18 protein-coding genes are annotated in these 22,903 nt (G+C 61.2%); 2 read left to right on the top strand and 16 right to left on the bottom strand.

All coding sequences use genetic code 11. The annotated features are described in order from the left end of the window. Nucleotides 1–38 precede the first annotated feature (38 nt). Together ADU59_RS12580 and ADU59_RS12575 are read right to left on the bottom strand one after the other, a co-directional pair. Nucleotides 39–2,342 carry a hypothetical protein gene (locus ADU59_RS12580; RefSeq protein ID WP_068954453.1) on the bottom strand — a complete coding sequence of 768 codons (2,304 nt, stop codon included), beginning with the start codon at nucleotides 2,340–2,342 and terminating at the stop codon, nucleotides 39–41. A gap of 62 nt (nucleotides 2,343–2,404) precedes the next feature. Continuing rightward, nucleotides 2,405–3,703: an adenylosuccinate synthase gene (locus ADU59_RS12575; protein WP_068954452.1), complete on the bottom strand. Its 1,299-nt coding sequence runs from the start codon at nucleotides 3,701–3,703 to the stop codon at nucleotides 2,405–2,407. A 207-nt stretch (nucleotides 3,704–3,910) separates the two neighbouring features. Between ADU59_RS12575 and ADU59_RS12570 the strand changes: the two genes are divergently transcribed. Further along, nucleotides 3,911–4,816 carry a DMT family transporter gene (locus tag ADU59_RS12570; RefSeq protein WP_068954451.1) on the top strand — a complete coding sequence of 302 codons (906 nt, stop codon included), beginning with the start codon at nucleotides 3,911–3,913 and terminating at the stop codon, nucleotides 4,814–4,816. A gap of 5 nt (nucleotides 4,817–4,821) precedes the next feature. Here the strand turns inward: ADU59_RS12570 and ADU59_RS12565 are convergent, their stop codons facing one another. From ADU59_RS12565 to tolQ, 14 genes are all read right to left on the bottom strand, one after another. Beyond that, nucleotides 4,822–5,334 carry a GNAT family N-acetyltransferase gene (locus ADU59_RS12565; RefSeq protein WP_068954450.1) on the bottom strand — a complete coding sequence of 171 codons (513 nt, stop codon included), beginning with the start codon at nucleotides 5,332–5,334 and terminating at the stop codon, nucleotides 4,822–4,824. A gap of 89 nt (nucleotides 5,335–5,423) precedes the next feature. After that, the gene (gene serA, locus ADU59_RS12560) at nucleotides 5,424–7,019 is read right to left on the bottom strand and encodes a phosphoglycerate dehydrogenase (RefSeq protein WP_068954449.1); all 1,596 of its coding nucleotides are present in this window, start codon (nucleotides 7,017–7,019) and stop codon (nucleotides 5,424–5,426) included. Nucleotides 7,020–7,096: 77 nt separating this feature from the next. Next, nucleotides 7,097–8,275 (bottom strand): phosphoserine transaminase, encoded by a 1,179-nt coding sequence (locus ADU59_RS12555; RefSeq protein ID WP_068954448.1) that lies wholly within the window; start codon nucleotides 8,273–8,275, stop codon nucleotides 7,097–7,099. A gap of 236 nt (nucleotides 8,276–8,511) precedes the next feature. Further along, nucleotides 8,512–9,324 carry an outer membrane protein gene (locus tag ADU59_RS12550; RefSeq protein ID WP_068954447.1) on the bottom strand — a complete coding sequence of 271 codons (813 nt, stop codon included), beginning with the start codon at nucleotides 9,322–9,324 and terminating at the stop codon, nucleotides 8,512–8,514. 186 nt (nucleotides 9,325–9,510) lie between these two features. After that, on the bottom strand, nucleotides 9,511–10,332 hold the full coding sequence (locus ADU59_RS12545) for an outer membrane protein (RefSeq protein ID WP_068954446.1): 822 nt from the start codon (nucleotides 10,330–10,332) through the stop codon (nucleotides 9,511–9,513). Between the two features lie 230 nt (nucleotides 10,333–10,562). Then, nucleotides 10,563–11,915 (bottom strand): phosphoglucosamine mutase, encoded by a 1,353-nt coding sequence (gene glmM / locus ADU59_RS12540; protein ID WP_068954445.1) that lies wholly within the window; start codon nucleotides 11,913–11,915, stop codon nucleotides 10,563–10,565. 318 nt (nucleotides 11,916–12,233) lie between these two features. Further along, a complete protein-coding gene (gene ftsH / locus ADU59_RS12535; protein WP_068954444.1) occupies nucleotides 12,234–14,177 on the bottom strand; it encodes an ATP-dependent zinc metalloprotease FtsH in 1,944 nt (647 codons plus the stop codon). 95 nt (nucleotides 14,178–14,272) lie between these two features. Beyond that, nucleotides 14,273–15,664 carry a tRNA lysidine(34) synthetase TilS gene (tilS, locus tag ADU59_RS12530; protein ID WP_068954443.1) on the bottom strand — a complete coding sequence of 464 codons (1,392 nt, stop codon included), beginning with the start codon at nucleotides 15,662–15,664 and terminating at the stop codon, nucleotides 14,273–14,275. Beyond that, on the bottom strand, nucleotides 15,654–16,649 hold the full coding sequence (gene ybgF / locus ADU59_RS12525) for a tol-pal system protein YbgF (RefSeq protein WP_068954442.1): 996 nt from the start codon (nucleotides 16,647–16,649) through the stop codon (nucleotides 15,654–15,656). The genes tilS and ybgF overlap by 11 nt, the downstream gene beginning before the upstream one ends. Nucleotides 16,650–16,831: 182 nt before the next feature. Beyond that, nucleotides 16,832–17,356 (bottom strand): peptidoglycan-associated lipoprotein Pal, encoded by a 525-nt coding sequence (pal, locus tag ADU59_RS12520; protein WP_068954441.1) that lies wholly within the window; start codon nucleotides 17,354–17,356, stop codon nucleotides 16,832–16,834. Nucleotides 17,357–17,533: 177 nt separating this feature from the next. Further along, nucleotides 17,534–18,844 carry a Tol-Pal system beta propeller repeat protein TolB gene (gene tolB, locus ADU59_RS12515; RefSeq protein WP_099050809.1) on the bottom strand — a complete coding sequence of 437 codons (1,311 nt, stop codon included), beginning with the start codon at nucleotides 18,842–18,844 and terminating at the stop codon, nucleotides 17,534–17,536. Between the two features lie 33 nt (nucleotides 18,845–18,877). Continuing rightward, on the bottom strand, nucleotides 18,878–19,945 hold the full coding sequence (locus ADU59_RS12510) for a hypothetical protein (protein ID WP_068954439.1): 1,068 nt from the start codon (nucleotides 19,943–19,945) through the stop codon (nucleotides 18,878–18,880). Between the two features lie 9 nt (nucleotides 19,946–19,954). Then, on the bottom strand, nucleotides 19,955–20,416 hold the full coding sequence (gene tolR / locus ADU59_RS12505; protein WP_068954438.1) for a protein TolR: 462 nt from the start codon (nucleotides 20,414–20,416) through the stop codon (nucleotides 19,955–19,957). 47 nt (nucleotides 20,417–20,463) lie between these two features. Continuing rightward, complete coding sequence (gene tolQ / locus ADU59_RS12500; RefSeq protein ID WP_068954437.1) at nucleotides 20,464–21,183, bottom strand: protein TolQ; 720 nt, start codon at nucleotides 21,181–21,183, stop codon at nucleotides 20,464–20,466. A gap of 435 nt (nucleotides 21,184–21,618) precedes the next feature. Between tolQ and ADU59_RS12495 the strand changes: the two genes are divergently transcribed. Continuing rightward, complete coding sequence (locus tag ADU59_RS12495; protein ID WP_202970067.1) at nucleotides 21,619–22,890, top strand: SfnB family sulfur acquisition oxidoreductase; 1,272 nt, start codon at nucleotides 21,619–21,621, stop codon at nucleotides 22,888–22,890. The last annotated feature ends 13 nt before the right edge of the window (nucleotides 22,891–22,903 follow it).

Here is a 22,903-nt window from a genome sequence, read left to right as displayed (position 1 = left end):
CTCCAGCCGGTTTTTTCGTGTCCGTATTTTCCGGCCGTTTATTGACCGGCAGGGTCCGGCTTCGCAATCAGGCTCCAGGCCTGCATCGCCTTGGTGAAGGCTTCGGTGCCCGCCGGGCCCTTCTCCAGGGTCAGGAGCGCGCGTCGGCCATTGCGGTAGGTCAAGGGAATATCCATCCAGCTGCGGCTGCGCAGAAGTTCGGTGTTCGTCGCCACGGCTTCCGGGAAGTCGTTGAGCGCGATCATGTGGAAGTCTTCCGTGATCTTGGCCGGAACAGCAATCAGCGCGTCGCCGCGGTCCTGCTCGTTCCGCTTCATCGACACACGCTGCACGCTGTCGATGCTACCACCCTCGAAATTTTCGGGCAGCGAAAAGACGAACTCGATCACATGGCTTGCCGGCAGAGACGAGTCGGCATTGCGTTTGATGGTCATCAAGGCCGTCAGGCCACGCTCGGGCACATTGATCTGGGCCTGGATAACCGGCTCGGGCTTGGCATCGCCGCCCGGCGATTCTTCCTTGATCGACCACGCGACGCTTCCCTCGATCGCCGTCGGTGCCGACTGGCCCAGCCGCTCCTCATAAAGGAACATCTTCTGGGCGCCGGCAGGCACCTGCTGCGTTGCCGGATTGGCCGGGGTCTGCTGTCCGGGCACCGGCTGGGCGTCGCCGGAGGTCTGGCCTGCCGGTACTGCCGGCGTTGCCTGTGCGGTATCGGCCGGCTTGCCGGCCTCTGTCTGCGCAGCGACCGACTTGCCTTCCTCGGCCCCCGCAGGCGCGGCTGCCGGACCCTGGTCGATCTCGCTGCCATCCTGCTGCAGGCGCTGCGTGAATTTGTTGCTGCCGGCAACAGAAGCGGTGTCGGAGGCAGCCGGTGTCTGTGTCTGATTGCTGGTTTCCGGTGTCGTGGCACCATTCGTGCCGCCTTCCGGCACAGGGACCGGGCTCGTCTGCCCTGGCACCTGCGCGGTGATGGACGAAAGTATGCCCGACACCCAGGAGTTCACCGCCGTCTGATTTTGCCAATAGCCATAACCGCCGCCGCCAAGGGCGAGCAACAGGACAGCCGAAAGTCCGATGGCCTTTCCATTGAACCGCGACCGCTTCGGTTCGACCCGATAGGAAACCGGCCGCGCCGGCACTTCCATCTCTTCGCTCAAGAGCGCGGAATTCCTGTCCGCCTGCCCCCCTGATGCAGCACCCGCAGCGGCGGCAGTGCCGCCATGCTCCAGAAGCTCGTCGATATCGTTCCAGCTGTCGCCCGCAGCCTTCTGCTGTTCCGGCGTCGGGGCAGTGGTTTTCTCGACAGGCCACGACCAGTCCGAAATCGCCGGCTCGGATGTCTCGACCGCGGCCGCCGCCGGGCTCTGGGTAAAGGGATCGCTGTCGTCCCAGGCCCAGGCTTGTGCCGGTTCAGCGGCGGCTTTTTGCTTGTCTTCAGCGTCATCGCTCGGCGGCGTCACCGTCTCGACAGGCTCGTACTGCGTCAGATCGGGGATCTCGTCGGTGCCCACCACGGTATCAGCGGTTTCGGTCCAGACCGGCTCGCTATGGGCTGTAGCCGGAACCGGATCGCTCCATTCCGGCAACTCCCATTCGGAGGGTGTTGAAGGCGCCGGCTTGTCTGCCTCCGGTTCGACATGATGCTCGACGATCGGTTCGGCAGCAGCCTCCGCAACCTCGCCCGCGACCACAGGCGCGGCTTCGCCATCGTCCGCCTGCTCGAACGCAGCAGCGACCGGATGCTCCGGCTCGTCGGAATGAACCGCTTCCGGTTCAGATTGCAGCTCTTCAGGCTCTACCGAATGGACAGGCTCGGGATCATGATCCTCTTCGGAAGACACTGTGGTCTCGATTTCCCGCTCCGCATGGCCTTCCGCGGCCGGCGGCTCAAAAGCCTCGGCCGGTGCAATGGTTTCAGGCTGCTCGTCATGTTGCTCGACAGGTTCGACAGGCGCATGCGCCGTCTCGTCTTCGGCGGGCTGATGCTCCGCATGGTCGTCTGCCGCATGATCAGGCCCGGCGGTTTCTACCGCCTCGGCCTCCGCCGTCGCCTGCTCCGGGGCATAGTCCTCGCCGGCAACCGCTTCGGGTGCCGAATCGGGTTGCTGCTCGTCGAGCGGCGGCAGCGCCTCGGCGTGGTCGCTTTCGACCTCGTTGATCGCCGCTTCCAGCTTGACCATCTGCCGGTCGATCATCTCGTCCGAAGGACGAGGCTTCATGCTTTCGAGCTGACGGCGGACGGCGCCACGGGCCTTTTCATAGACCTTGGCACGCATCTCGGGAACATTGTCCGACAGACCATCGACGGTCCTTCGAATAACTGCAACAAAATCCGCCATCAGAACTTTCTCATACCATCGGCGTGTTTACGCCAAACTCTGCCTAGTCATAAACGTGAAGACTAGTCCTCAAACGGGTCTGTCACAAGTATGGTGTCGTCACGTTCCGGACTGGTCGAAAGCAGAGCCACCGGCGCGCCGATCAGTTCTTCCACCTGGCGGACATATTTGATCGCTTGTGCCGGGAGTTCCGCCCAGCTGCGGGCGCCGACGGTGGATTCCTTCCAGCCTTCGAGCGTGATGTAGACCGGCTTTGCCTGGGCCTGCTGCGCCTGGCTTGCCGGCAGGTGATCGATCTCGACACCATCCAGAGTATAGCCGACGCAGATCTTCAGTTCATCGAGACCATCGAGGACATCGAGCTTGGTCAGCGCGATACCGGTAATGCCATTGGTCGCCACCGACTGACGCACCAGTGCGGCATCAAACCAGCCGCAACGGCGCTTGCGGCCTGTGACCGTGCCGAACTCATGCCCCTTCTCGCCGAGGAACTGGCCGATCTCGTCGTGCAGTTCGGTCGGGAACGGGCCCTCACCGACGCGGGTGGTGTAGGCCTTGGTGATGCCGAGGATATAGCCGAGCGCGCCGGGACCCATGCCGGAACCCGCTGCCGCCTGCCCTGCCACCGTGTTGGACGAGGTGACGAAGGGATAGGTGCCATGGTCGATATCGAGCAATGTGCCCTGCGCACCTTCGAACAGGATGCGCGCGCCCTTGCGGCGCTGGCGATCGAGCAGAAGCCAGACGGTTTCCATGAACGGCAGCACGCGGGCCGCGATTGAGGACAGTTCCTCCATGATCGCCTGATGGCTGACTTCGGCTTCGCCAAGACCCCGGCGCAGCGCATTGTGATGGGTCAGCAACCGGTCGACCTTGGCCGGCAGCGTGTCGAGATCGGCAAGATCCATGACGCGGATGGCGCGGCGGCCGACCTTGTCCTCGTAGGCCGGGCCGATACCGCGGCGGGTGGTGCCGATCTTGGTACCGCTGTTGGAGGCCGCATCCTCGCGGATGCCATCCAGCTCGCGGTGCAGCGACAGGATCAGCGTGGCATTGTCGGCGATGCGCAGGTTTTCCGGTGTGATGGTCACGCCCTGCTTGTCGAGCTTCTCGATCTCGGCGATCAGCGCATGTGGGTCGATGACCACGCCATTGCCGATGACGGCAAGCTTGCCCGGACGAACGACGCCCGAAGGCAGCAGCGACAGCTTGTAGCTTGTGCCGTCAATCACCAGGGTATGGCCGGCATTGTGACCGCCCTGGAAGCGCACGACGATGTCGGCACGCTCGGAGAGCCAATCGACAATCTTGCCCTTGCCTTCATCACCCCATTGCGATCCGACCACCACGACATTCGTCATTTCAGATTTCCTGTTTCCTTGGCGCCAGTCATTGCGCTGTCTTCAAACCCGCGCATCTATACTGTTTTGTTTTTTGGAAAGCGACCCTGTTTAGGCGTGGATTCGGGGTTTTTGCATGGCATTCACGCGGTTTAGCCTATATCACAAGGCCTCCGGAAGCTTCGGGTTCACAACGAGGCTCAAAAGCAGTCTAGGGAATCGCCGTCTTTGAACCTCCAAGCCTATGCCATTTTGTGCATCACCACCTTGATCTGGGGCGGCAATTCGGTTGCCGGAAAGATGGCTGTCGGCCATGTCAGTCCGATGATGCTGACCAGCCTGCGCTGGGTGATCGCCTGCATCGTACTCCTGATTTTCGCCGCACCCCAGGTCCGCCGCGATCTCCCGGCGATCCGCAAGAACTGGCCGCTTTTGCTCGGCTACGGCACGGTCGGCTTCACGGCCTTCAACGCCTTCCTCTATTCGGCGCTGCAATTCACCAGCGCCATCAATGCCGTCATCGAGCAGGCCGGCATCCCGATGGTCATCTTCGTCATGAATTACGTGCTGTTTCGCACCGCCTTTTCGATGGCGCAGATCGCCGGTTTCACGCTGACGCTGTTCGGTGTGGCGCTGACCGCATCGCATGGCGATCTCACCACGCTTCTCTCTCTTGAGCTCAACCAGGGTGACGCCCTGATGTTGGCGGCCGTGCTCGTCTATGCCGGTTATACCGTGGCCTTGCGCTGGAAGCCGGAGATTCACTGGAAGAGCCTGATTGCGGCCTCGGCTTTCGGGGCACTCCTCAGCAGCATTCCGCTGCTTGGCTGGGAGATCGCCACTGACCGGATGATCTGGCCCGATATGCAAGGCTGGGTCATCGTCGCCTATGCCGGCCTGTTGCCCTCGCTAGTGTCGCAGATCCTGTATGTGCGCGGCGTCGAACTGATCGGTCCCAATCGCGCCGGGCTGTTCATCAACACCATCCCGATCTTCGGCACACTGCTGTCGATCGCGCTGATCGGCGAGGCGCTGCAGACCTTCCACATCATTGCCCTGGCGCTGGTTCTTGGCGGTATCGCGGTGGCGGAGCGCGGCCGGCCACGCCTGCCGGAAGACGTCAAGGCGCAATAGGTCTTCTAAGTGAGATCCCGCTCCATATAGACGGCCTGGCCGCCATAGCTTTCAAGCTTTCCGGCAAGCGTTTCATCCATGCGCACCGAAAACCCCTGCCGCTCCCAAAAGCCCTGCGATCCACTGACCGAGACAAGCGCCACCGTTTCGTATCCGGCTTTGCCGGCCACGTCGGACAGCAGCGCCGAGACCTTCGACCCCGCGCCGGATCCGCGTGTAGCGGGCAGCAACGCCAGATCGTGGAGATACCATGTGTCGGCCTCTGCCGGGATCGCCCCAAGCCGGACATCGACCGGCGGAGGCGCACGCCGGACCCACGGATGGCTGAGAACATATCCCGAAACCACGCCATCCTTTTCCAGCACGAAACACCCCTGCGGGCACAGCAGCAGCCGCTCCAACAGCACGTCCTGCGCCTCGGGCTCAAGGTCATGGGCGATGCACTGGATATCATAAATGACGCTGATGTCCGCCGGATCGGCCGGGCGCCAGTGGTAGGCCATATTGTTCTCAGTCATGCCATCCGCTTTCATCAACGACAGACGCGCCGGAGGGGTAATCCGGCGCGTCCATCTGTCAGTCCATTGAAGCCATGTACCCCGGAAGGTTAGTCGACGTTGAACACCAGCGGCTTGGCGGCGCGGATCGCCGGATTGGCACGCAGCTTGTCGAGCACGTCTTCCGACACCGCGCCATCGACATAAAGCAGCGCAATCGCATCGGCGCCGGCATTGTGGCGGCCGAGCTGGAAGTTGGCGATGTTGACGCCGGCATTGCCGAGCGTCGTGCCGATGAAGCCGATCATGCCGGGAACGTCGGTGTTGGTGATGTAGACCATGTGGTTGCCGACATCGGCATCCAGATTGATGTCCTTGATCTGGATGAAGCGCGGCTTGCCATCGGAGAACACGGTACCGGCAACCGAGCGTGTCTGGTTTTCCGTCGTTACCGTCAGCTTGATGTAGCCGTCAAAGACGCCCGACTTGTCGCGCTTGACCTCGGACAGGATAATGCCCTTTTCCTTGATCATCACCGGGGCCGAAACCATGTTGACATCGGACACCTGTGCCCGGATCAGACCGGCAAGGGCCGCACTTGTCAGAGCGCGGGTGTTCATGCCGGCGGTCGCGCCGTCATAGAGGATCTCGATTTCCTTGATCGCGCTTTCCGTCACCTGACCCACAAAGGCGCCGAGCACATCGGCGAGCCGGATGAACGGCTTCAGGAGCGGCGCTTCCTCGGCGGTGATCGACGGCATGTTGATGGCGTTGGAGACGGCACCCTTGACGAGGTAATCCGACATCTGCTCGGCCACCTGCAGGGCGACATTTTCCTGCGCTTCCGTGGTGGAGGCGCCCAGATGCGGCGTGCAGACGACATTCGGCAAGCCAAACAACGGGCTTTCCGTGGCAGGCTCGACTTCGAACACGTCGAAACCGGCACCGGCAACGTGGCCAGACTTGATGGCATCGGCCAGCGCCTGCTCGTCAACGAGGCCACCACGGGCGCAGTTGATGATACGCACGCCGGGCTTGGTTTTCGCCAGCGCTTCGCGGTTGAGGATGCCGCGCGTCTTGTCGGTCATCGGCACATGCAAGGTAATGAAATCGGCCTGGGCGAGCAATTCGTCCAGCTCGACCTTGGTGACGCCCATTTCCTCGGCCCGTTCCTTCGACAGGAAGGGGTCATAGGCAAGCACGTGCATCTTCAGGCCGATGGCGCGGGCGCAGACGATGCCGCCGATATTGCCGGCACCGATGACGCCAAGCGTCTTGCCGGTGATTTCGACACCCATGAATTTCGACTTTTCCCACTTGCCGGCCTGGGTCGATGTATCGGCCTGTGGCAGCTGACGGGCAACGGCGAACATCAGCGCGATGGCGTGTTCGGCCGTCGTGATCGAATTGCCGAACGGCGTGTTCATGACGATGATACCGCGGCGCGAGGCAGCCGGGATATCGACATTGTCGACGCCGATACCGGCGCGGCCAATGACCTTGAGGTTGGTCGCGGCTGCGATCAGCTTTTCCGTCGCCTTGGTGGCGGAGCGGATGGCAAGACCGTCATAATTGCCGATGATCGCGGCAAGCTTTTCCTTGTCCTTGCCGAGCTGCGGCTGGAAATCGACGTCGACGCCGCGATCACGAAAGATCTGGACGGCGGTTTCCGACAGTTCATCGGATACGAGTACGCGAGGTGCCATGAGAGGCCTCCATTGGTTTCGTCAAAAATTGAAAGGGTATGGAAGAACCGCGCCCTGTTGGCGCGGTTATAAGCCGGTCAGGCCGCAGCCTGGGAAAGCGTCGCCTTCTGGGTCGCAAAAGCCCAGTCAAACCAAGGCATCAGCGCCTTGAGGTCCGACGTCTCGATCGTCGCACCGGCCCAGATACGGAAGCCGGAAGGTGCATCGCGATAGGCGCCGATATCGTTGGCGACACCCTGCTTTTCAAGCAAGGCCACCATGCCCTTGGCAAAGGCGTCCTGCCCGGCAGCGTCGAGCGCCGCGACGTCCTTGTCGACGATCTTCAGGCAGACCGAGGTGTTCGACTGCGTTGCCGGGTCGACCGCCAGATTGGCGATCCAGTCCGTCTTGGCGACGAAATCGTCGATAGCCTTCGCATTGGCATCGGCCCGGGCGATCAGCGCCTTGAGACCGCCGAGCGACTTCGCCCAATTGAGCGCATCGATATAGTCCTCGACGCAGAGCATCGACGGCGTGTTGATCGTCTCGCCCTGGAAGATGCCTTCGATGATCTTGCCGCCCTTGGTCATGCGGAAAATCTTCGGCAGCGGCCAGGAAGGCTCGTAGCTTTCCAGCCGCTCGACAGCACGCGGCGACAGGATCAGGATACCATGTGCACCCTCACCGCCGAGAACCTTCTGCCAGGAGAAGGTGACGACATCGAGCTTGGCAAAGTCGAGGTCCTGCGCAAATGCGGCCGAGGTGGCATCGCAGATGGTAAGGCCCTTGCGGTCGGCCGGGATGAAATCGGCATTCGCAACGCGGACGCCCGAAGTCGTGCCGTTCCAGGTAAAGACGACGTCGCGGTCAAAATCGACCTGGGCGAAATCGACGAGCTTGCCGTAATCGGCAACAAATTTGCGGGTGTCGGGGAGCTTCAGCTCCTTGACGACATCGGAAACCCAGCCGGAACCGAAGCTTTCCCAGGCGACCATGTCGACGCCACGCGGCCCGAGCAGCGACCAGAGAGCCATCTCGACGGCGCCGGTGTCGGACGCAGGCACGATACCGATGCGGTAGTCAGCCGGTACTTGCAGAATTTCGCGGGTGAGGTCGATCGCCTGCTTCAGCTTGCTCTTGCCAACCTTGGCACGGTGCGAGCGCCCGAGGGCTGCATCGGAGAGCGCATCAAGCGACCAACCAGGGCGCTTGGAGCAGGGACCAGAAGAAAAATGGGTGTTTGCCGGACGCAATTCCGGTGTCGCAGGTGTCGTCATCTGAGCTATCCTTCCAGATAGAGAGCCTCTCGTTAGGGAGAGGTGGCCTGCCGCCGTGAATATTGCGGCGCGGGAAGGAAGTCAAGAATGATGTGTCGCTTCTGAAAAGATTTTTGGCGTTGGGAACACAGGAGCAATGGACGTCAAGACGGCTCAAGCAACCGCCACGCAGAATGCCGCCTCACCGGCGGCACTCAACCCCATCGTTGACCTGGGGATCAATGTATTGCGGGCCCCTACCAGAGCGACATCCGCAGACCTGCGCGGATTTCGTGACGGGCCAGACCATCATCGAGGCCATCGATATCGCTGCTGTTGAAGATGCCGCCATCGGCGATCTGCGAATAGCGGTAGCCGACATCAAGCTTCAGCCGTTCCGTCATGTCGTAGGAAACGCCGGCCATCAATGCATACGTGAAGCGCCAGCTGCTCTTGCCATCGAAGGACTGGTTGAGGGGGGCTGCACCCGAGCAGCCGGCTGCGCCCGGCACGCAGCTTGTCCGCAGCGAAACATCGCTCCAGCGCAGCTGCGTCACGCCGAGACCGGCACCGAGATAAGGCGTCAGGCCGGCCACGGTCGCGAGATCGACATAGCCGTTCGCCATGAGGCCAATGGCCTTGTAGTCGGCTCCCAGGCGTCCGGAGCAGGTTGTACCCGCCGCTTCGCCGCCGCAGGGAATGCTGGCGCGACCGCTGCCATCCAGCCGGCCGTCGGAATAGTCGCCAGTCAGGTCGGCGCGCAACATGTCGTTGAACTGATACCCGACACCCAACGCGCCGGTGAACGATTTGTCGACGCTGGTGTTGCCGGGGGACGCGGAGTTCGTCCGGCCGCTGCCGGCGTCGAACAGACGCAGCGATGGATCGCCCCCGTTCGTCCAGCCGGCATAACCGAGATCGCCGCGCATATAGAAACCCTGAGGGCCGGATTCCGCTGCCGCAACATTGACTTCCGGAGCATAGAGAAGGTCGTCCGCCGCCATCGCCTGACCACTGGCAAGCAGCAGGATGAGTGCGGATGCATTGAGGAAAGCGTGCCGACTGTTCATGGGTACCGTCCTTGAAAAAACCATCCGCGGCGGCGGGACTACCCTCTTCGCTCGCGTGTATGAGTGTCAATTATTGCATCCACTGGTTAATCTGTGGTTAAGCATGCTTTTTAACCAATCTCGCTCGTAAAACTGAAAAAGCCGCCCGGGAACCGGACGGCCTTTGGAGGCAAGAGCGCGATACGCTTATTTGTAGATCGCAGGCTCGACTGGCGGAACATAGGCTTCCTGGCAGCCGCCGAAGGAGTAGCGCAGACCGGCGCGGGCCTCGTGGACGTAGATGCCCTTGTCGGAGCCGGGGCCGCTGTTTTCGTTGTAGCCGAACATGTCGCCGCCGAGGATATGACGGAAGCGGTAGCCGACGTCAGCCTTCAGGTTGCAGGTCAGGTCGATCGCCGTACCGGCCATCAGACCGTAGGTGAAGCGCCATTTCTTGCGGCCGCCGTGTTCGAATTCCGGATCGCAATTGCCCGGATTGCCGGTTTCGCAGCTTGTGTTTCGCAGCTTGTCCCAACGGACCTGCGTGCCACCGATACCGGCACCGACATAAGGCGTGAAGGAACCGTAGGTGCCGATATCGACATAGGCGTTGGCCATCAGGCTCCAGGCGGCGATTGCCGAAACATCGCGCGAGGTACACGCGGCGGCGACGCCGCAGCTACCGGTCGTCGATCCCTCGAAATCGGCCTTGCCGAGATAATCGAGCGTCAGGTCCGTGCGCAGGTAATTGTTGATCTGATAACCGACACCACCGCCGATCGTGTAGGTGTCATCGAGATCCGCGCGATCGAAGTCGCGCACGAAACGGCCCGGGCCCTGATAGAAATGGGCGCCGCGAAGATTGGTGAAAGCATAACCGACGTCGCCGCGCAAGTACCAGCCGCTGGCTTCGGCGATCTGGACCGGTTGCGCAACCGGCTGTTCAATGGGCGGCTCATACAGATCCGCAGCAAAGGTCGCGGTGCCGCCAAGCACAGCTGCAACAATGCCAATCAAAGTAGTCTTCATGGCTTCACTCCAATACGTCTGGCTGCTTGGCCAGCCCAAACACGGCCGCCAGCAAATGGTGTTGAAGCGGATCATGGACAGGAAAGGTTAAGGCCCGATTAACTACAAAAATTTACCGTAACTGTTAATGAATTTGGCTCACTGCCAAGCAACGAAAGCCCTCCTCCAACAACAAACAAAAAAAGACCGGGAAAAACCCGGCCTCTTCAAGTATTCTTAAATGTGGCAGGTCAGGCGACGTTGCGCACGCCGCCGATCACGCCGATCAGTTCATCGACGATCCGCTCGACCTGGGCCCGGTCGTCCCCTTCCGCCATGACACGGATCAGCGGTTCGGTACCGGAAGGACGGATCAGCAACCGGCCGTTCTTGGCCAGTTCGGCTTCCGCATCGGCGATCGCCTGACGGACCGTGACATTTTCCAGCGACATGCCGGCCGAAACCCGCACGTTCTTGAGAACCTGCGGCACCGGCTCGAAACGATGGCAAACCTCGCTGACGGTCTTGCCCTGGCGCTTGACGCAGGCGAGAATCTGCAAGGCAGCGACAAGGCCGTCGCCGGTGGTGCCGAAATCCGAGAGAACGAGATGGCCGGATTGTTCGCCGCCGACATTGAAGCCGTGCTGACGCATGTGCTCGACGACGTAACGGTCTCCGACCTTGGTACGATGCAGGTCGAGACCGCGTCCGTTGAGGTAGCGCTCCAGACCGAGGTTGGACATGACGGTGGCCACGATACCGTCGCCCTTGAGCAGGCCATCGGTCGCCCAGCTGTCGGCAATCACCGCCATCAGCTGGTCGCCGTCAATAACCGTGCCGTTCTCGTCGACGATCAGCACGCGGTCGGCATCGCCATCGAGCGCGATGCCGATGTCGGCGCGCACCTCGTGCACCTTCTTCGACAACGCCGCCGGATGGGTCGAGCCGCAATCCAGATTGATGTTCATGCCGTTCGGCTCGTTGCCGATCGTCACGACATCGGCGCCAAGCTCCCACAGCGCCAGAGGCGCAACCTTATAGGCCGCCCCATTGGCGCAATCGATGGCAACCCTCAAGCCCTGTAGCGTTACATCCCGCGGCAGCGTGCGCTTGGCATGCTCGATATAGCGATAGATATCGCCTTCAACGCGCTTGGCCCGGCCAATTTCCTGCGATTTCGCCAGCTGCGCCGTCATGTCCTTGTCGAGCAGATCCTCGATCTGCGCTTCGATCTCGTCGGACAGCTTGTAGCCGTCCGGGCCGAACAGCTTGATGCCGTTGTCCTCGAAGGGATTGTGCGAAGCCGAGATCATCACGCCGACATCGGCGCGAAGCGAACGCGTCAGCATGGCCACACCGGGTGTCGGGATCGGCCCCAGCAGGAAGACATCGAGCCCTGCGGCAGTGAAGCCGGCCACCAGCGCATTTTCCAGCATGTAGCCGGACAGCCGCGTATCCTTGCCGATCACCACCCGGTGACGATGAGCACCATTGCGGAAGATCGTGCCGACAGCGATGCCGACGCGCATGGCCAGATCCGGCGTCATCGGAAACAGGTTCGACTGTCCGCGGATACCGTCCGTTCCGAAATATTTGCGCTTCATAAACACTCCAATTCTTGTCCAAGGGCGCCAGCGCACCGTCGCTCGCAGGCTCATCAGGGAGCCGCTTCCCGTATTCCGGATCTTTCCGGATCACATTGTCCGCGACCAGCGCCCCGGCTTGCGACCACATGGAAGATCACACACGCGCATTCTCTTGCCATAAAATATTCACAACAGCATCCCGTTGTATCATCAGAATTCATTACAGCCCGTTACCAAGCTGGAACCGGCCGGGACTGCGGCGACATCATTCAAGACAAAGAAAAACCGCCGAACCTCGGGGCACGGCGGTTTATACCGGTTTTCTACTTCGAAAGCCTATTGCGGCTGCGGCTCGAATCCACCTTCGGGCTCATCGCCCTTATTCCCAACCGAACCGTCCTTCTTGGTCCCGGCAGACGGAACAGCCGAACCGCGATGCGGCGTCGAGTCGTCGCCAAGGTCACGAGCCGGCTTTTCGCCACGGATCAGCGCCTTGATCTCATCGCCGGTCAGCGTCTCGTATTCGAGCAGGCCTTCGGCAATGGCAACGAACTCACCATGCATCTCGGTGATGATGCGCTTGGCTTCCAGATAGGCTTCGTCGATCAGGCGGCGGATCTCGTTGTCGATCTTCTGCGAAGTCGCTTCGGAAACGTTCTTCGACTGCGACACGGAGTGGCCGAGGAACACTTCCTGCTGGTTCTCGCCATAGGCGACCTGACCAAGCTGATCGGAAAAGCCCCATTGCGTGACCATGGCGCGGGCAAGCTTCGTTGCCTGCTCGATATCGGAGGATGCACCAGAAGTGATGTTCTCCTTGCCGAAGGTGATTTCTTCGGCAACACGGCCACCCATCATGATGGCAAGACGCGAGACCATCCACTTGTAGCTCATCGAATAGCGGTCGCCTTCGGGAAGCTGCATGACCATGCCGAGCGCACGGCCGCGCGGAATGATCGTCGCCTTGTGCAGGGGATCGGCAACCGGAACCTTCAGCGCCAGGATAGCATGGCCCGCTTCGTGATAGGCGGTCAGCTTCTTTTCGGCTTCGGTCATGGCAGACGAGCGGCGTTCCGCGCCCATCATGATCTTGTCCTTGGCGTCTTCGAATTCCTGCATGGTGACGACGCGCTTGTTGCGGCGTGCAGCCATCAGAGCGGCTTCGTTGACGAGGTTCATCAGATCCGCACCGGAGAAACCAGGCGTACCACGGGCCAGAACCTTGAGATCGACATTCGGTGCCAGCGGCACGTTGCGGATATGAACCTTGAGGATACGTTCGCGGCCGTTGATATCGGGGTTCGGAACGACGACCTGGCGGTCGAAGCGGCCCGGACGCAGAAGGGCCGGATCGAGAACGTCGGGACGGTTGGTCGCAGCGATCAGGATAATGCCTTCATTGGCCTCGAAGCCGTCCATCTCGACCAGCAGCTGGTTGAGCGTCTGTTCGCGTTCGTCATTGCCGCCGCCAAGACCGGCGCCACGATGGCGGCCGACAGCGTCGATTTCGTCGATGAAGATGATGCAGGGCGCATTCTTCTTGGCCTGCTCGAACATGTCGCGGACACGGCTTGCGCCGACGCCGACGAACATTTCAACAAAGTCCGAACCGGAAATCGTGAAGAACGGCACGTTGGCTTCACCGGCAACCGAGCGGGCAAGAAGCGTCTTACCGGTGCCGGGAGGGCCAACGAGTAACACGCCGCGCGGAATGCGGCCGCCGAGGCGCTGGAACTTCTGCGGATCACGCAGGAATTCGACGATTTCTTCCAGATCCTGCTTGGCTTCGTCCACACCCGCGACGTCGTCAAACGTCACGCGGCCATGCGCTTCGGTCAGAAGCTTGGCCTTGGACTTGCCAAAGCCCATCGCACCGCGCGAGCCGCCCTGCATCTGGCGCATGAAGAACAGCCAGACACCGAGAATGAGAAGCATCGGCAAAAGCGTACCGACATAGCTGAGGAAGCCGGAAGAGCCGTCGGTTTCGGGGCGAACCGTCACGGTCACGTTCTTGGCTTCCATGCGCTCGGTCAGTGCCGTGTCGATCGCTGGCGCATAGGTCTGGAAGGTCGCGCCACTTTCGGCATAGGAACCGATTACCTTGTTACCGGTAATCACCACTTCCTTGACGCGACTACCGTCAACGTCCTTCAGGAACTGGGAAAAAGGAACATCCTTCGATCCCGTGCGCTCGCTCGGCTGCTGGAACATGCTGAACAGCGCGATCAGCAACAAGGCAATGATTGCCCAAAGGGCAAAATTTCTGAAATTAGGGTTCATCGAACTCCCCGGAACCTCTGTCGCAACCTGCAATGATTTGTGGCTGCATTCTTGCCCCTAACATAGGGTTGCGTAACCGGCTTGCCAAGGCAAACTCAAGCCCAAGCTCTCTTTTCCGTCAAAACATCGTGAACCGGAGGGGCACGATACCGATCACGGCCGAAGAGTACGGCAATGCTATTGGCCATCATCAGGTCGAAACACGGCAAAAAGGTGTCGTAGAGGCCGATGCTGCTTTCAATGCGGGGCTTTGGCGCCAAGGGTTCCAAGGCTTCCCGGTGTTCCGTGGAAGAGACCGGCAGCGAACAGGCCGGCGCCGATCTGGCCGCCCGCTTGACCACCGGCTCGGGCAGGCCTGCGGCAATCAGTCTCGCGCCCAGTTCATCCGTTTCGCCGCCGACATGGACCACGATCGGCTCGCGACCGTCATTGCCGACGAGAAAACGGCCATCCCATATCGCCTCCTGGCCGGGCTCGATCATCATCTCCGGCAGATCGCGTGCCTCGCGATAGAGATAGAGGCCGGACCGGCGGCGATCGAAAACCACGCGGCCGGCAGTCATACGGCCGTTGTTTCCATCGGCCAGAAACGCCGCAAGCCGCGCCGCCGTTTCGCGTCCCGGCAGATGCGGGCGGCCGCCGATCACAGCGGTGACGGCAAGAATGGCACGGCTGCAATCCGCATCGGCCATATTGACGGCGAGCGCCGGATCGAGCCGCGCCACCAGGCCTTCGAAAACATGGGCCTGTTGGGCAAGCAGCCTGGCCACCCGCACGCTGGAACTCAGGCGTGCCTCGCCTGCAGCCATCCATCCCTCTTCCACCGGACGGATGTCGCCGCCCAGCGCCTGACGCACGCGCACGCGCTCGAAACTTACATTGCTGTTGCTGGGATCATCGAACCAGCCTTCGCCGCATGCGCTGAGGTAGTCGCGAATATCGGCTCTGCGCAGACGCAGAAACGGCCGCAGCACCCAAGTACGGCGATGGGCAAGCACGCCATCCGCCATTCCGGCAAGACCGGGCGCGTCCGGCTGCGATCGGCCCTGCCGCATCGCCACGGTTTCCGCCTGATCGTCTGCTGTATGGCCCGTGACGATGCAGGATGCCCCGATATCCAGCGCGGTATCGGACAACAGACGGTAGCGCGCTGCGCGTGCCGCGGCCTGAATGCCGGTAGCCGGCTTCTCCCCCTGCCACCGGCAGACGGTATGAGGAATACCTCTTGCAGCGCAGAGAGCTGCGACAGCGCGCGCCTCGTCGGCGGATTCGGACCGCAGCGCGTGATCGACGGTACAGGCGGCGAGGGAAAAAGCCGAAAAGCCGCCACGAGCGATCGCTTCATGCAGCGCCAGAAGCAGTCCCTTCGAATCGCTGCCACCGGAAATGGCGGCAAGGATCAGGCCGGGTGTCTTGAAGGTAGAGAGAAACTGTTTTGCCGCCTCGACGGCAACGTGCGGCGCGGCCCGGTCCGCCTCAGCAGGCAAGGCGGCTCTGTTCGGTGGTCACCTTGGCCTTCACGGCCGGCGACGCCTTCGGATAGCGCTTGTTCACCTCGCGCAACGTGGCGCAGGCTGTATCCTTGTTATCGAGAGCGGCGAGCGACATGCCGAGCTTCAGCAGCATTTCAGGCGCCTTGGGCGATTTGCTATAGGCCTGATGCGCATTCAGGAACGTCTTGGCGGAATCGCTGAACTTGCCCTGGGAATATTGTGCCTCACCCATCCAGAAGCTGGCATCCGCGGCTTTTTCGCCCTTCGGGAATGCTTCGAGATAGCTGCGGAATTCGTTTTCGGCCTGGCTGTAATCGCCCGTCAGCACATGGCCATAGGCCGACTGGTAGAGATCGCCGGGATTGTCGAGCGATGCCGTCTGCTGCTGGCTGTCCGGTGTCTGGTTGATGCCCTGATCCCCGCTGGGGAGCGTCGCTTCGAGACTGGACGGGTCGCGGGTTGCCCCAACGGGATTGCCATTCTGATCGAATTCGATCTGGCCGAGTGTCGTGGGCGGAGCGCCGACATTCGTGCCGGCAGTGGTATCCGATCCCAAACCTGCGTTGGGATCGGTTGCCGTTGCCTGCTCAGTCGTTGCCGGAGCGGTTCCGGCTGCCTGATGATTCGTGCGCGGTGTTTCCAGCTGGCTCTTCTTGGTGGAACCCGACTTGCCGCTTTCCAGATCCTGGAAGCGGAACTCGTTGTCCTCCTGGAATTTGCGGATCTGTTCCTGCATCTGCAGAAGCTGGAAACTCATTTCCTCGATACGCCCGTTGAGCGAGCGGATCTGTTCCTCGAGCTGTCCGATGCGTCCAATCTCGTTCGACTGGACCTTCAGCAGCGGCACCTTGTCCGGCGATTGGGTGTCGCCGTGAATTGCGCGGTTAAACAGCGCGGAAAGCGGCATGGCGGTCACTGTCTGCCCGAAACCCGCAAAGGCAGTCAGGCCGATCAATCCCGCCACGACAAAATGTTTCATGTCATGTGTCCTGTTTGTGTATCCCACTCTCACCCGCGACCGGGTTCAAATCGGCCTTGGGGTGATTGCCGCACAGTTTTCCAATTGGTCTCAAAAAGCAACGGAGTTCGGTCAAAGTGTGACAAAAAAGAAAAGGCGGCCCGAACGACCGCCTTTTCCTGAAGCTTTCGACAGTCCGGCAATTACATGCCGGCGCCACCGAGAACCGTGACCGCACGGCGGTTCTGCGACCAGCAGGAAATGTCGTCGCAAACGGCGACCGGCTTTTCCTTGCCGTAGGAGATCGTCTTGATCTTGCCAGCCGGAATACCGCGCGATGCGAGATAGTCGCGGGTTGCGGCAGCGCGGCGGGCACCGAGTGCCAGGTTGTATTCGCGGGTGCCGCGTTCGTCGGCATGACCTTCGACCCGGATCGCGTAGTTCGGATACTTGGCCAGCCACTGGGCCTGACGATCAAGCGTCGCCTGCGCATCGGCGCGGATCGACGTGGAGTCCGTATCGAAGAAGATGCGGTCGCCGACATTGACCGTGAAGTCCTGGGTGGAGCCGGGCGTTGCCGCATTGGCACCGAGGCCAAGATCGCCGGCGCTGTTCATCGGCTTCTTGGCGCAGGCTGCAAGTGCCAGAGCGGCAAAAAGCGCGATCATGGCAGGGTTGCGAGCGATGGATTGCATGCGGCCTGCGGCCTGGGCGTGAATGCGGCTCATGGGCCGGTCTCCTTGGATGGTCTAAATTCAGGGTTGCCAGACTGTAACCGGAAGCGGTTAACCCCATTTCAACGGATATGGTTAACAGTTTGACAAAATTCGCATGCGGCCTGCTAATCAGCACTTTACGGCGAGAAAGCGGCGGCTTCGCCACATTTCCCGCCGCACAGGCAAATGCTATTCCAGCAAGGGCGACCAGGCCGGATCCGAGGCGAAGCCCTGGGTCTGGATCAGCTGCTCGTTATAGCCGGTCAGATCGATCGAGTAGAGTTGCGGACCGCCTGCCCCGGCGTTCTGGCGGAAGAACATCAGAACGCGGCCGTTCGGCGCCCAAGTCGGACCTTCGTTGTGGAAGCCGGTGGTCAGGATGCGCTCGCCCGAACCGTCCGGCTTCATCACGCCGATCGAGAACTTGCCGCCCGACTGCTTGGTAAAGGCGATCAGGTCTCCACGCGGCGACCAGACCGGCGTCGAATAGGAGCCGTCACCGAAGGAGATGCGGTTCTGTCCGCCGCCGCCGGCGCTCATGACATAGAGCTGCTGCCTGCCGCCACGGTCGCTTTCAAAGACGATCTGGCTGCCATCCGGCGAATAGGACGGCGAGGTGTCGATCGCAGCCGTCGAGGTCAGGCGCGTCGTGGTGCGCGAGCGCAGGTCCATCGTGTAGATGTTGGCGTTGCCGTCCTGCTGCAGGCTCATGATCACCCGCTGGCCGTCTGGCGAGAAGCGCGGTGCAAAGGTCATGCCCGGAAAGTTGCCGACCACTTCGCGCTGTCCGGTTTCGAGCTGCAGCAGATAGACGCGCGGCTCGTTGCCCTCGAACGACATATAGGTGATTTCCTGCTTGTTCGGCGAGAAACGCGGCGTCAGCACGATATCGTTGGAATTGGTGACCGCACGGGCATTGAAGCCGTCCTGGTCCATGATTGCCAGCTGCCGCTTGCGCGCCGTCTTCGGGCCGCTTTCGGCGACATAGACGATGCGGGTATCGAAATAGCCCTTCTCGCCGGTGATGCGCTCATAGATCGCGTCGGCAATGATATGGGCGACACGGCGCCAGTTTTCCGGCTGGGTGAAGAACTGCTGGCCGGTCATCTGCTGGCCGGCAAAGCTATCCCACAGGCGGAACTCGGCCTTCAGGCGGCCATCGCCTTCCTGCGTGACGCGCCCGGTGACCAGCGCCTGGGCGTTGATGACCTTCCAGTCTTCAAAGCGGGGTGCAGCGTCCGGATTGGAAATCTTCTCGATGAAGGCCTTCTTGTCGATCGGCGCAAACAGGCCGGACCGCTTGAGGTCTGCGGCCACCACATCGGAAATCTTCTGCCCCAGCTCACCCTGCAGAAAATCGGTGATGGCGATCGGCAGGGGCTCGACATTGCCCTTGTTGATGTTGATTTCCACCAGCGCGTGGGCGGGCGAGGTCAAAAGCGTGACCATCGCCGCAAGCGCGACGAGAAAACGGAATGGGTTGCGTTTTAACATGATTATAGAAGCCTTTCAGCCATTCACTCGCGTGTGTTTTTAGAGCATTGCGCTCGGATCGAAATTGACGACGACGTCGCTCCAGGAATCGTATTTGTCGGCAGGCAGATCGGTGAACGGAGCCGATTTCATGATCGCCCGCCGGACGCTGCCCTCGAATGTACGCCGGGCAGAATCCGTTCCACCGGAGGCAACCACTTCTGGCGTCCCGATCAGGGCACCGCTGCGGTCAAGCTGCATGGAGACCCGAATGGTCAGTCCCTCTGCGCCCGATATGCCAGCGATAACCGACCAGTTGCCTTCGATTTTGCCCCTCAATGCATCCATTTCGCTTTGCGAAAGCGTATTGCCCGTTGTCTTCTTGGCGCCCGCTGCTGCCGGATTGGTGGAGCGCTTGGCACCGCCGCCCGACGAATCCTGCTTGTTCAGAAGGGCCGCTACCTCGTCCGCGTTGAAGTCGGATTGTTTGGCAGTTGCGGCCTTCTTCTGATCCTTCTTGTTTTCCTCGTTCTTCCGGTCCTGAGTCTTGGCGGTCTGTGCCTGCGGCTCGACCTTGGGCTTCACGACGGGTGTCGGGATCTTGTCGGGCAATGCTTCCGCGTCGGGGTTCTCTGCGGGCTTTTCCTCGACCGCCTGTTCCGCCGGCTTGGGATCAGGCTTGACCTCTGTCTTGGGCTCGGGAAGGCTCGCCACTTCGGTCGCAGGCTCGGAAGCCGGCTTCTCCTCTTTTACTGGAGGGCTGTCTTCCTTCACCGGCTCCGGTGTGGGAACCGGCTTTTCCTCGGCCTTGATGGCGCCGGTCGATTCCTTTTCGATCGGCTTCGATACCGGCTTGGGCGGCGTCTTCAGATCGATATCATTTTCACCGACATTTTCGGCACCCTGGATTTCCGTCGGCTTCTTGGTCGGCACGGCCGATGGCGTTTCCGCCTTGGGCGCGTCCTTGTCTCCCTGCTGAAGTTGGGTCAGTTCATCAATCGGGACGATATCCACCGGCATCGCCTCGAGATTCGACACTTCGAACTTCTCCGGGCTGCCAAGCGATACCAGCGCCCAGGTCAAAACGAGAGCATGCAGTACAGCGGATGTGACGAGGCTTGTCTTCATCGCAGCGCTCTACTGGTCCTTCTTCGGCTGGGTAACGAGGCCGATATTCTTGAAACCGGCTTCCTGGATGCGCGACATCACATCGGCGATCACGCCATAGGGTGCCGTCGCATCGCCACGCACGAAGATACGTTCGCTATAGCCCGTCGTGGCGATCGCCTCGAGCTTGGCGGCCACTTCGGCGATCGGGATGGCGGTTTCCTGCAGGAAGACTTCGCCGTTTTCCTTGACGGAAATGGTGATCGGCTGCGTTTCGGAGTTCAGCGCCTTCGACTGCGTTTCCGGCAGGTCGATCGGCACACCGACCGTCATCATCGGTGCAGCCACCATGAAGATGATCAGCAGCACCAGCATGACGTCCACGAACGGCGTGACGTTGATTTCGCTCATGACGCCCTTGCCGCCACGGCCGCTGCGGCCGCCACGGCGCCGGCCGCCGCCCTTCGATCCACCTGCTGCTGACATACCCATGGTCTATCTCCGTCTTCGTGCCGCTGCGGCTCTTTACTGCGCGGCCATCACTGTGCAGCTTGGCGCGGCTGCAGCTTCTCATCGATCTGGCGCGAAAGAATGGCCGAGAACTCGTCGGCGAAGCCTTCCATGCGCGCCGTCAGCTTGCCGGCATCTGCGGAGAATTTGTTGTAGGCGATAACCGCCGGGATAGCGGCGAGAAGGCCGATCGCGGTGGCGAGAAGCGCCTCGGCGATACCGGGGGCAACGACCGCGAGATTGGTCGATTTCGATCCGGCGATCGCCTGGAACGACGTCATGATACCGACGACCGTACCGAACAGACCGACGAACGGGCCGGCCGAACCGATGGTTGCCAGCGACCCGAGCCGCGCTTCGAGCGTTTCGGCTTCCCGCGACAGCGTCACGTCCATTGCCCTGTCGATACGCATCTGCAGGCCGATCGGCGAACGGGCGCCGCGCTCGAAGGATTTCTTCCATTCGCGCATCGCCGAAACGAAGATCGCCCCCATGCCGGAGGTCGTCCGGTCGGACAGCGTCCGGTAAAGCTCTTCCAGCGACTGGCCGGACCAGAAGACCTGCTCGAAGGCATCCAGCTGACGGCGCACCTTGCCGAATTTCAGGGTCTTGTCGACGACGATCGCCCAGGTCCAGACCGAGGCGCCAATCAGCCCGAGCATGACCAGCTTCACCACGAAGCCCGCTTCCATGAATAGCGACCACAGCGTCACGTCTGTCGTCGCCGCAGCCAATCCAACCTGTTCCATCGTTCTCAAATCCCCGAATCCAAACGCCCGGCAAGAGCAGTCTCATGCTCACAGCCAGGGTGCTCAAACGTCATTGTTGCAAGATTGACCCGGCAGCTGCCGATAACCGGCCTCATGCCGGTCTTTAAGCTTCCTGTTGCCTTCTTGCGTTCAATCTTGGTGAAAGGATGACGTGCACTGCACAAAACCCTAATACGGGCATTAAGACATCATTATGGTTAACGAAGTCTTAGCGCTTTCGCATCTGCACTGCGATCCTGACAGGCCAACCGCCTCCGGCCGAGAGTTTATTCTCCGCCACAATCCGCAATTGGCATAGATTTCCTGTAATCCTTATAGATTTTATAGATTATTACGGTTCCGGCATGGCCCGGACGGTAGAAACGGTATGTCGCGACGATTTTCCGACCACGGAATCTCCGGCACCAAAGGGAGATGAGCATGACCATCGTACCACAGAACATTGCCGATGCACCGCGGGTGAACGATCCCGACACGCTGTTTCAGCCCCGGCCTCGCCCCACCACACCCGCCCATATCATCGCGTCCGATCAGGAGGCCATCGAGATCGCCCACCGCCTCGCGGCCGATTTCGCCAAGGGCGCCGCCCTTCGCGACAAGGAAGGACTTTTGCCACTTGAGGAACTGGACGCCTTCTCGCAGAGCGGGCTTTGGGGCATCACAATTCCCAAGCAATATGGCGGCGCCGGCGTGTCCTACGTCACCCTGACCGAGGTCATCAAGATCATTTCGGCAGCTGATCCTTCGCTCGGGCAGATTCCGCAAAACCATTTGGCCATTGTCGAGCACATCGTCTCTGACGGCACGGAAGCGCAGAAACAGGCCCTCCTCGGCGACGTCCTCAAGGGGATCCGGTTCGGCAATGCTTTCTCCGAAAGCGGCAGCAAGCATGTCGCCGCCTTCGAAACCCGCATCGAACCGGATGGCGAGAACTTCGTCGTCAACGGCAAAAAGTTCTATTCGACCGGCGCGCTTCTCGCCCATGTCGTGCCGATCGTCGCCGTCAACGGCGAAGGTCTCCCCCATCTGGCGTTTGCCGACCGCTCGGCGGAGGGCCTGACCATCATCAACGACTGGTCGAGCTTCGGCCAGCGCACGACGGCATCGGGCAGCGTCGTGATCGACAATGTCAAGATATCCGCCGACCGGGTTATTCCGGCCTACCTCGCCTTTGCCAACCCCACCCCGGCAGGCGCGATCTCACAGATCATCCAGGCGGCGGTGGATGCCGGTATCGCCAGGGGCACGATCGAGGAAACAATCCGCTTCGTGCGCGACCGTGCACGGCCGTGGGTCGATTCCGGACAGGACCGTGCCAGCGACGACCAGTTCACCATCGCTGCCGTTGGCGATCTGAAAATTCGGCTGCATGCGGCCGAAGCGCTGCTTGAACGCGCAGCCCGCCTGATCGATATCGCCCTGAAGAACCCGACAGACGAAACCGTGGCCGAGGCAGCCGTCGCCACAGCCGAATCGAAATTCCTGACCACCGAGATCGCCATTCTGGCCTCCAACAAGCTCTTCGAGCTTGGGGGAACGCGCTCAACGCTGTCTGCCCATGGCCTCGACCGCCACTGGAGAAATGCCCGGACCCATACGCTGCACGATCCGGCGCGCTGGAAGCCGTTTCATATCGGAAACTACTATCTCAACGGCGTAAAGCCCGCCCGGCACCCCTGGCTCTGAAACACGCAGGCAC

Source organism: Pararhizobium polonicum (assembly GCF_001687365.1).
In the GTDB taxonomy this organism is placed as follows: domain Bacteria; phylum Pseudomonadota; class Alphaproteobacteria; order Rhizobiales; family Rhizobiaceae; genus Pararhizobium; species Pararhizobium polonicum.
The sequence above is the reverse complement of the archived record's forward strand: the minus strand, read 5'-3'. Positions and strand labels throughout refer to the sequence as shown.

Bases quoted from the DNA above. Each gene is read 5' to 3' on its own strand.
- ADU59_RS12575 (WP_068954452.1), bottom strand. From the start codon at position 3,703: ATGACGAATGTCGTGGTGGTCGGATCGCAATGGGGTGATGAAGGCAAG.
- ADU59_RS12545 (WP_068954446.1), bottom strand. From the start codon at position 10,332: ATGAAGACTACTTTGATTGGCATTGTTGCAGCTGTGCTTGGCGGCACC.
- ADU59_RS12555 (WP_068954448.1), bottom strand. From the start codon at position 8,275: ATGACGACACCTGCGACACCGGAATTGCGTCCGGCAAACACCCATTTT.
- tolR (WP_068954438.1), bottom strand. From the start codon at position 20,416: ATGGGTATGTCAGCAGCAGGTGGATCGAAGGGCGGCGGCCGGCGCCGT.
- ADU59_RS12580 (WP_068954453.1), bottom strand. From the start codon at position 2,342: ATGGCGGATTTTGTTGCAGTTATTCGAAGGACCGTCGATGGTCTGTCG.
- glmM (WP_068954445.1), bottom strand. From the start codon at position 11,915: ATGAAGCGCAAATATTTCGGAACGGACGGTATCCGCGGACAGTCGAAC.
- ADU59_RS12510 (WP_068954439.1), bottom strand. From the start codon at position 19,945: ATGAAGACAAGCCTCGTCACATCCGCTGTACTGCATGCTCTCGTTTTG.
- tolQ (WP_068954437.1), bottom strand. From the start codon at position 21,183: ATGGAACAGGTTGGATTGGCTGCGGCGACGACAGACGTGACGCTGTGG.
- ADU59_RS12565 (WP_068954450.1), bottom strand. From the start codon at position 5,334: ATGACTGAGAACAATATGGCCTACCACTGGCGCCCGGCCGATCCGGCG.
- serA (WP_068954449.1), bottom strand. From the start codon at position 7,019: ATGGCACCTCGCGTACTCGTATCCGATGAACTGTCGGAAACCGCCGTC.
- ADU59_RS12495 (WP_202970067.1), top strand. From the start codon at position 21,619: ATGAGCATGACCATCGTACCACAGAACATTGCCGATGCACCGCGGGTG.
- ftsH (WP_068954444.1), bottom strand. From the start codon at position 14,177: ATGAACCCTAATTTCAGAAATTTTGCCCTTTGGGCAATCATTGCCTTG.
- ybgF (WP_068954442.1), bottom strand. From the start codon at position 16,649: ATGAAACATTTTGTCGTGGCGGGATTGATCGGCCTGACTGCCTTTGCG.
- pal (WP_068954441.1), bottom strand. From the start codon at position 17,356: ATGAGCCGCATTCACGCCCAGGCCGCAGGCCGCATGCAATCCATCGCT.
- ADU59_RS12550 (WP_068954447.1), bottom strand. From the start codon at position 9,324: ATGAACAGTCGGCACGCTTTCCTCAATGCATCCGCACTCATCCTGCTG.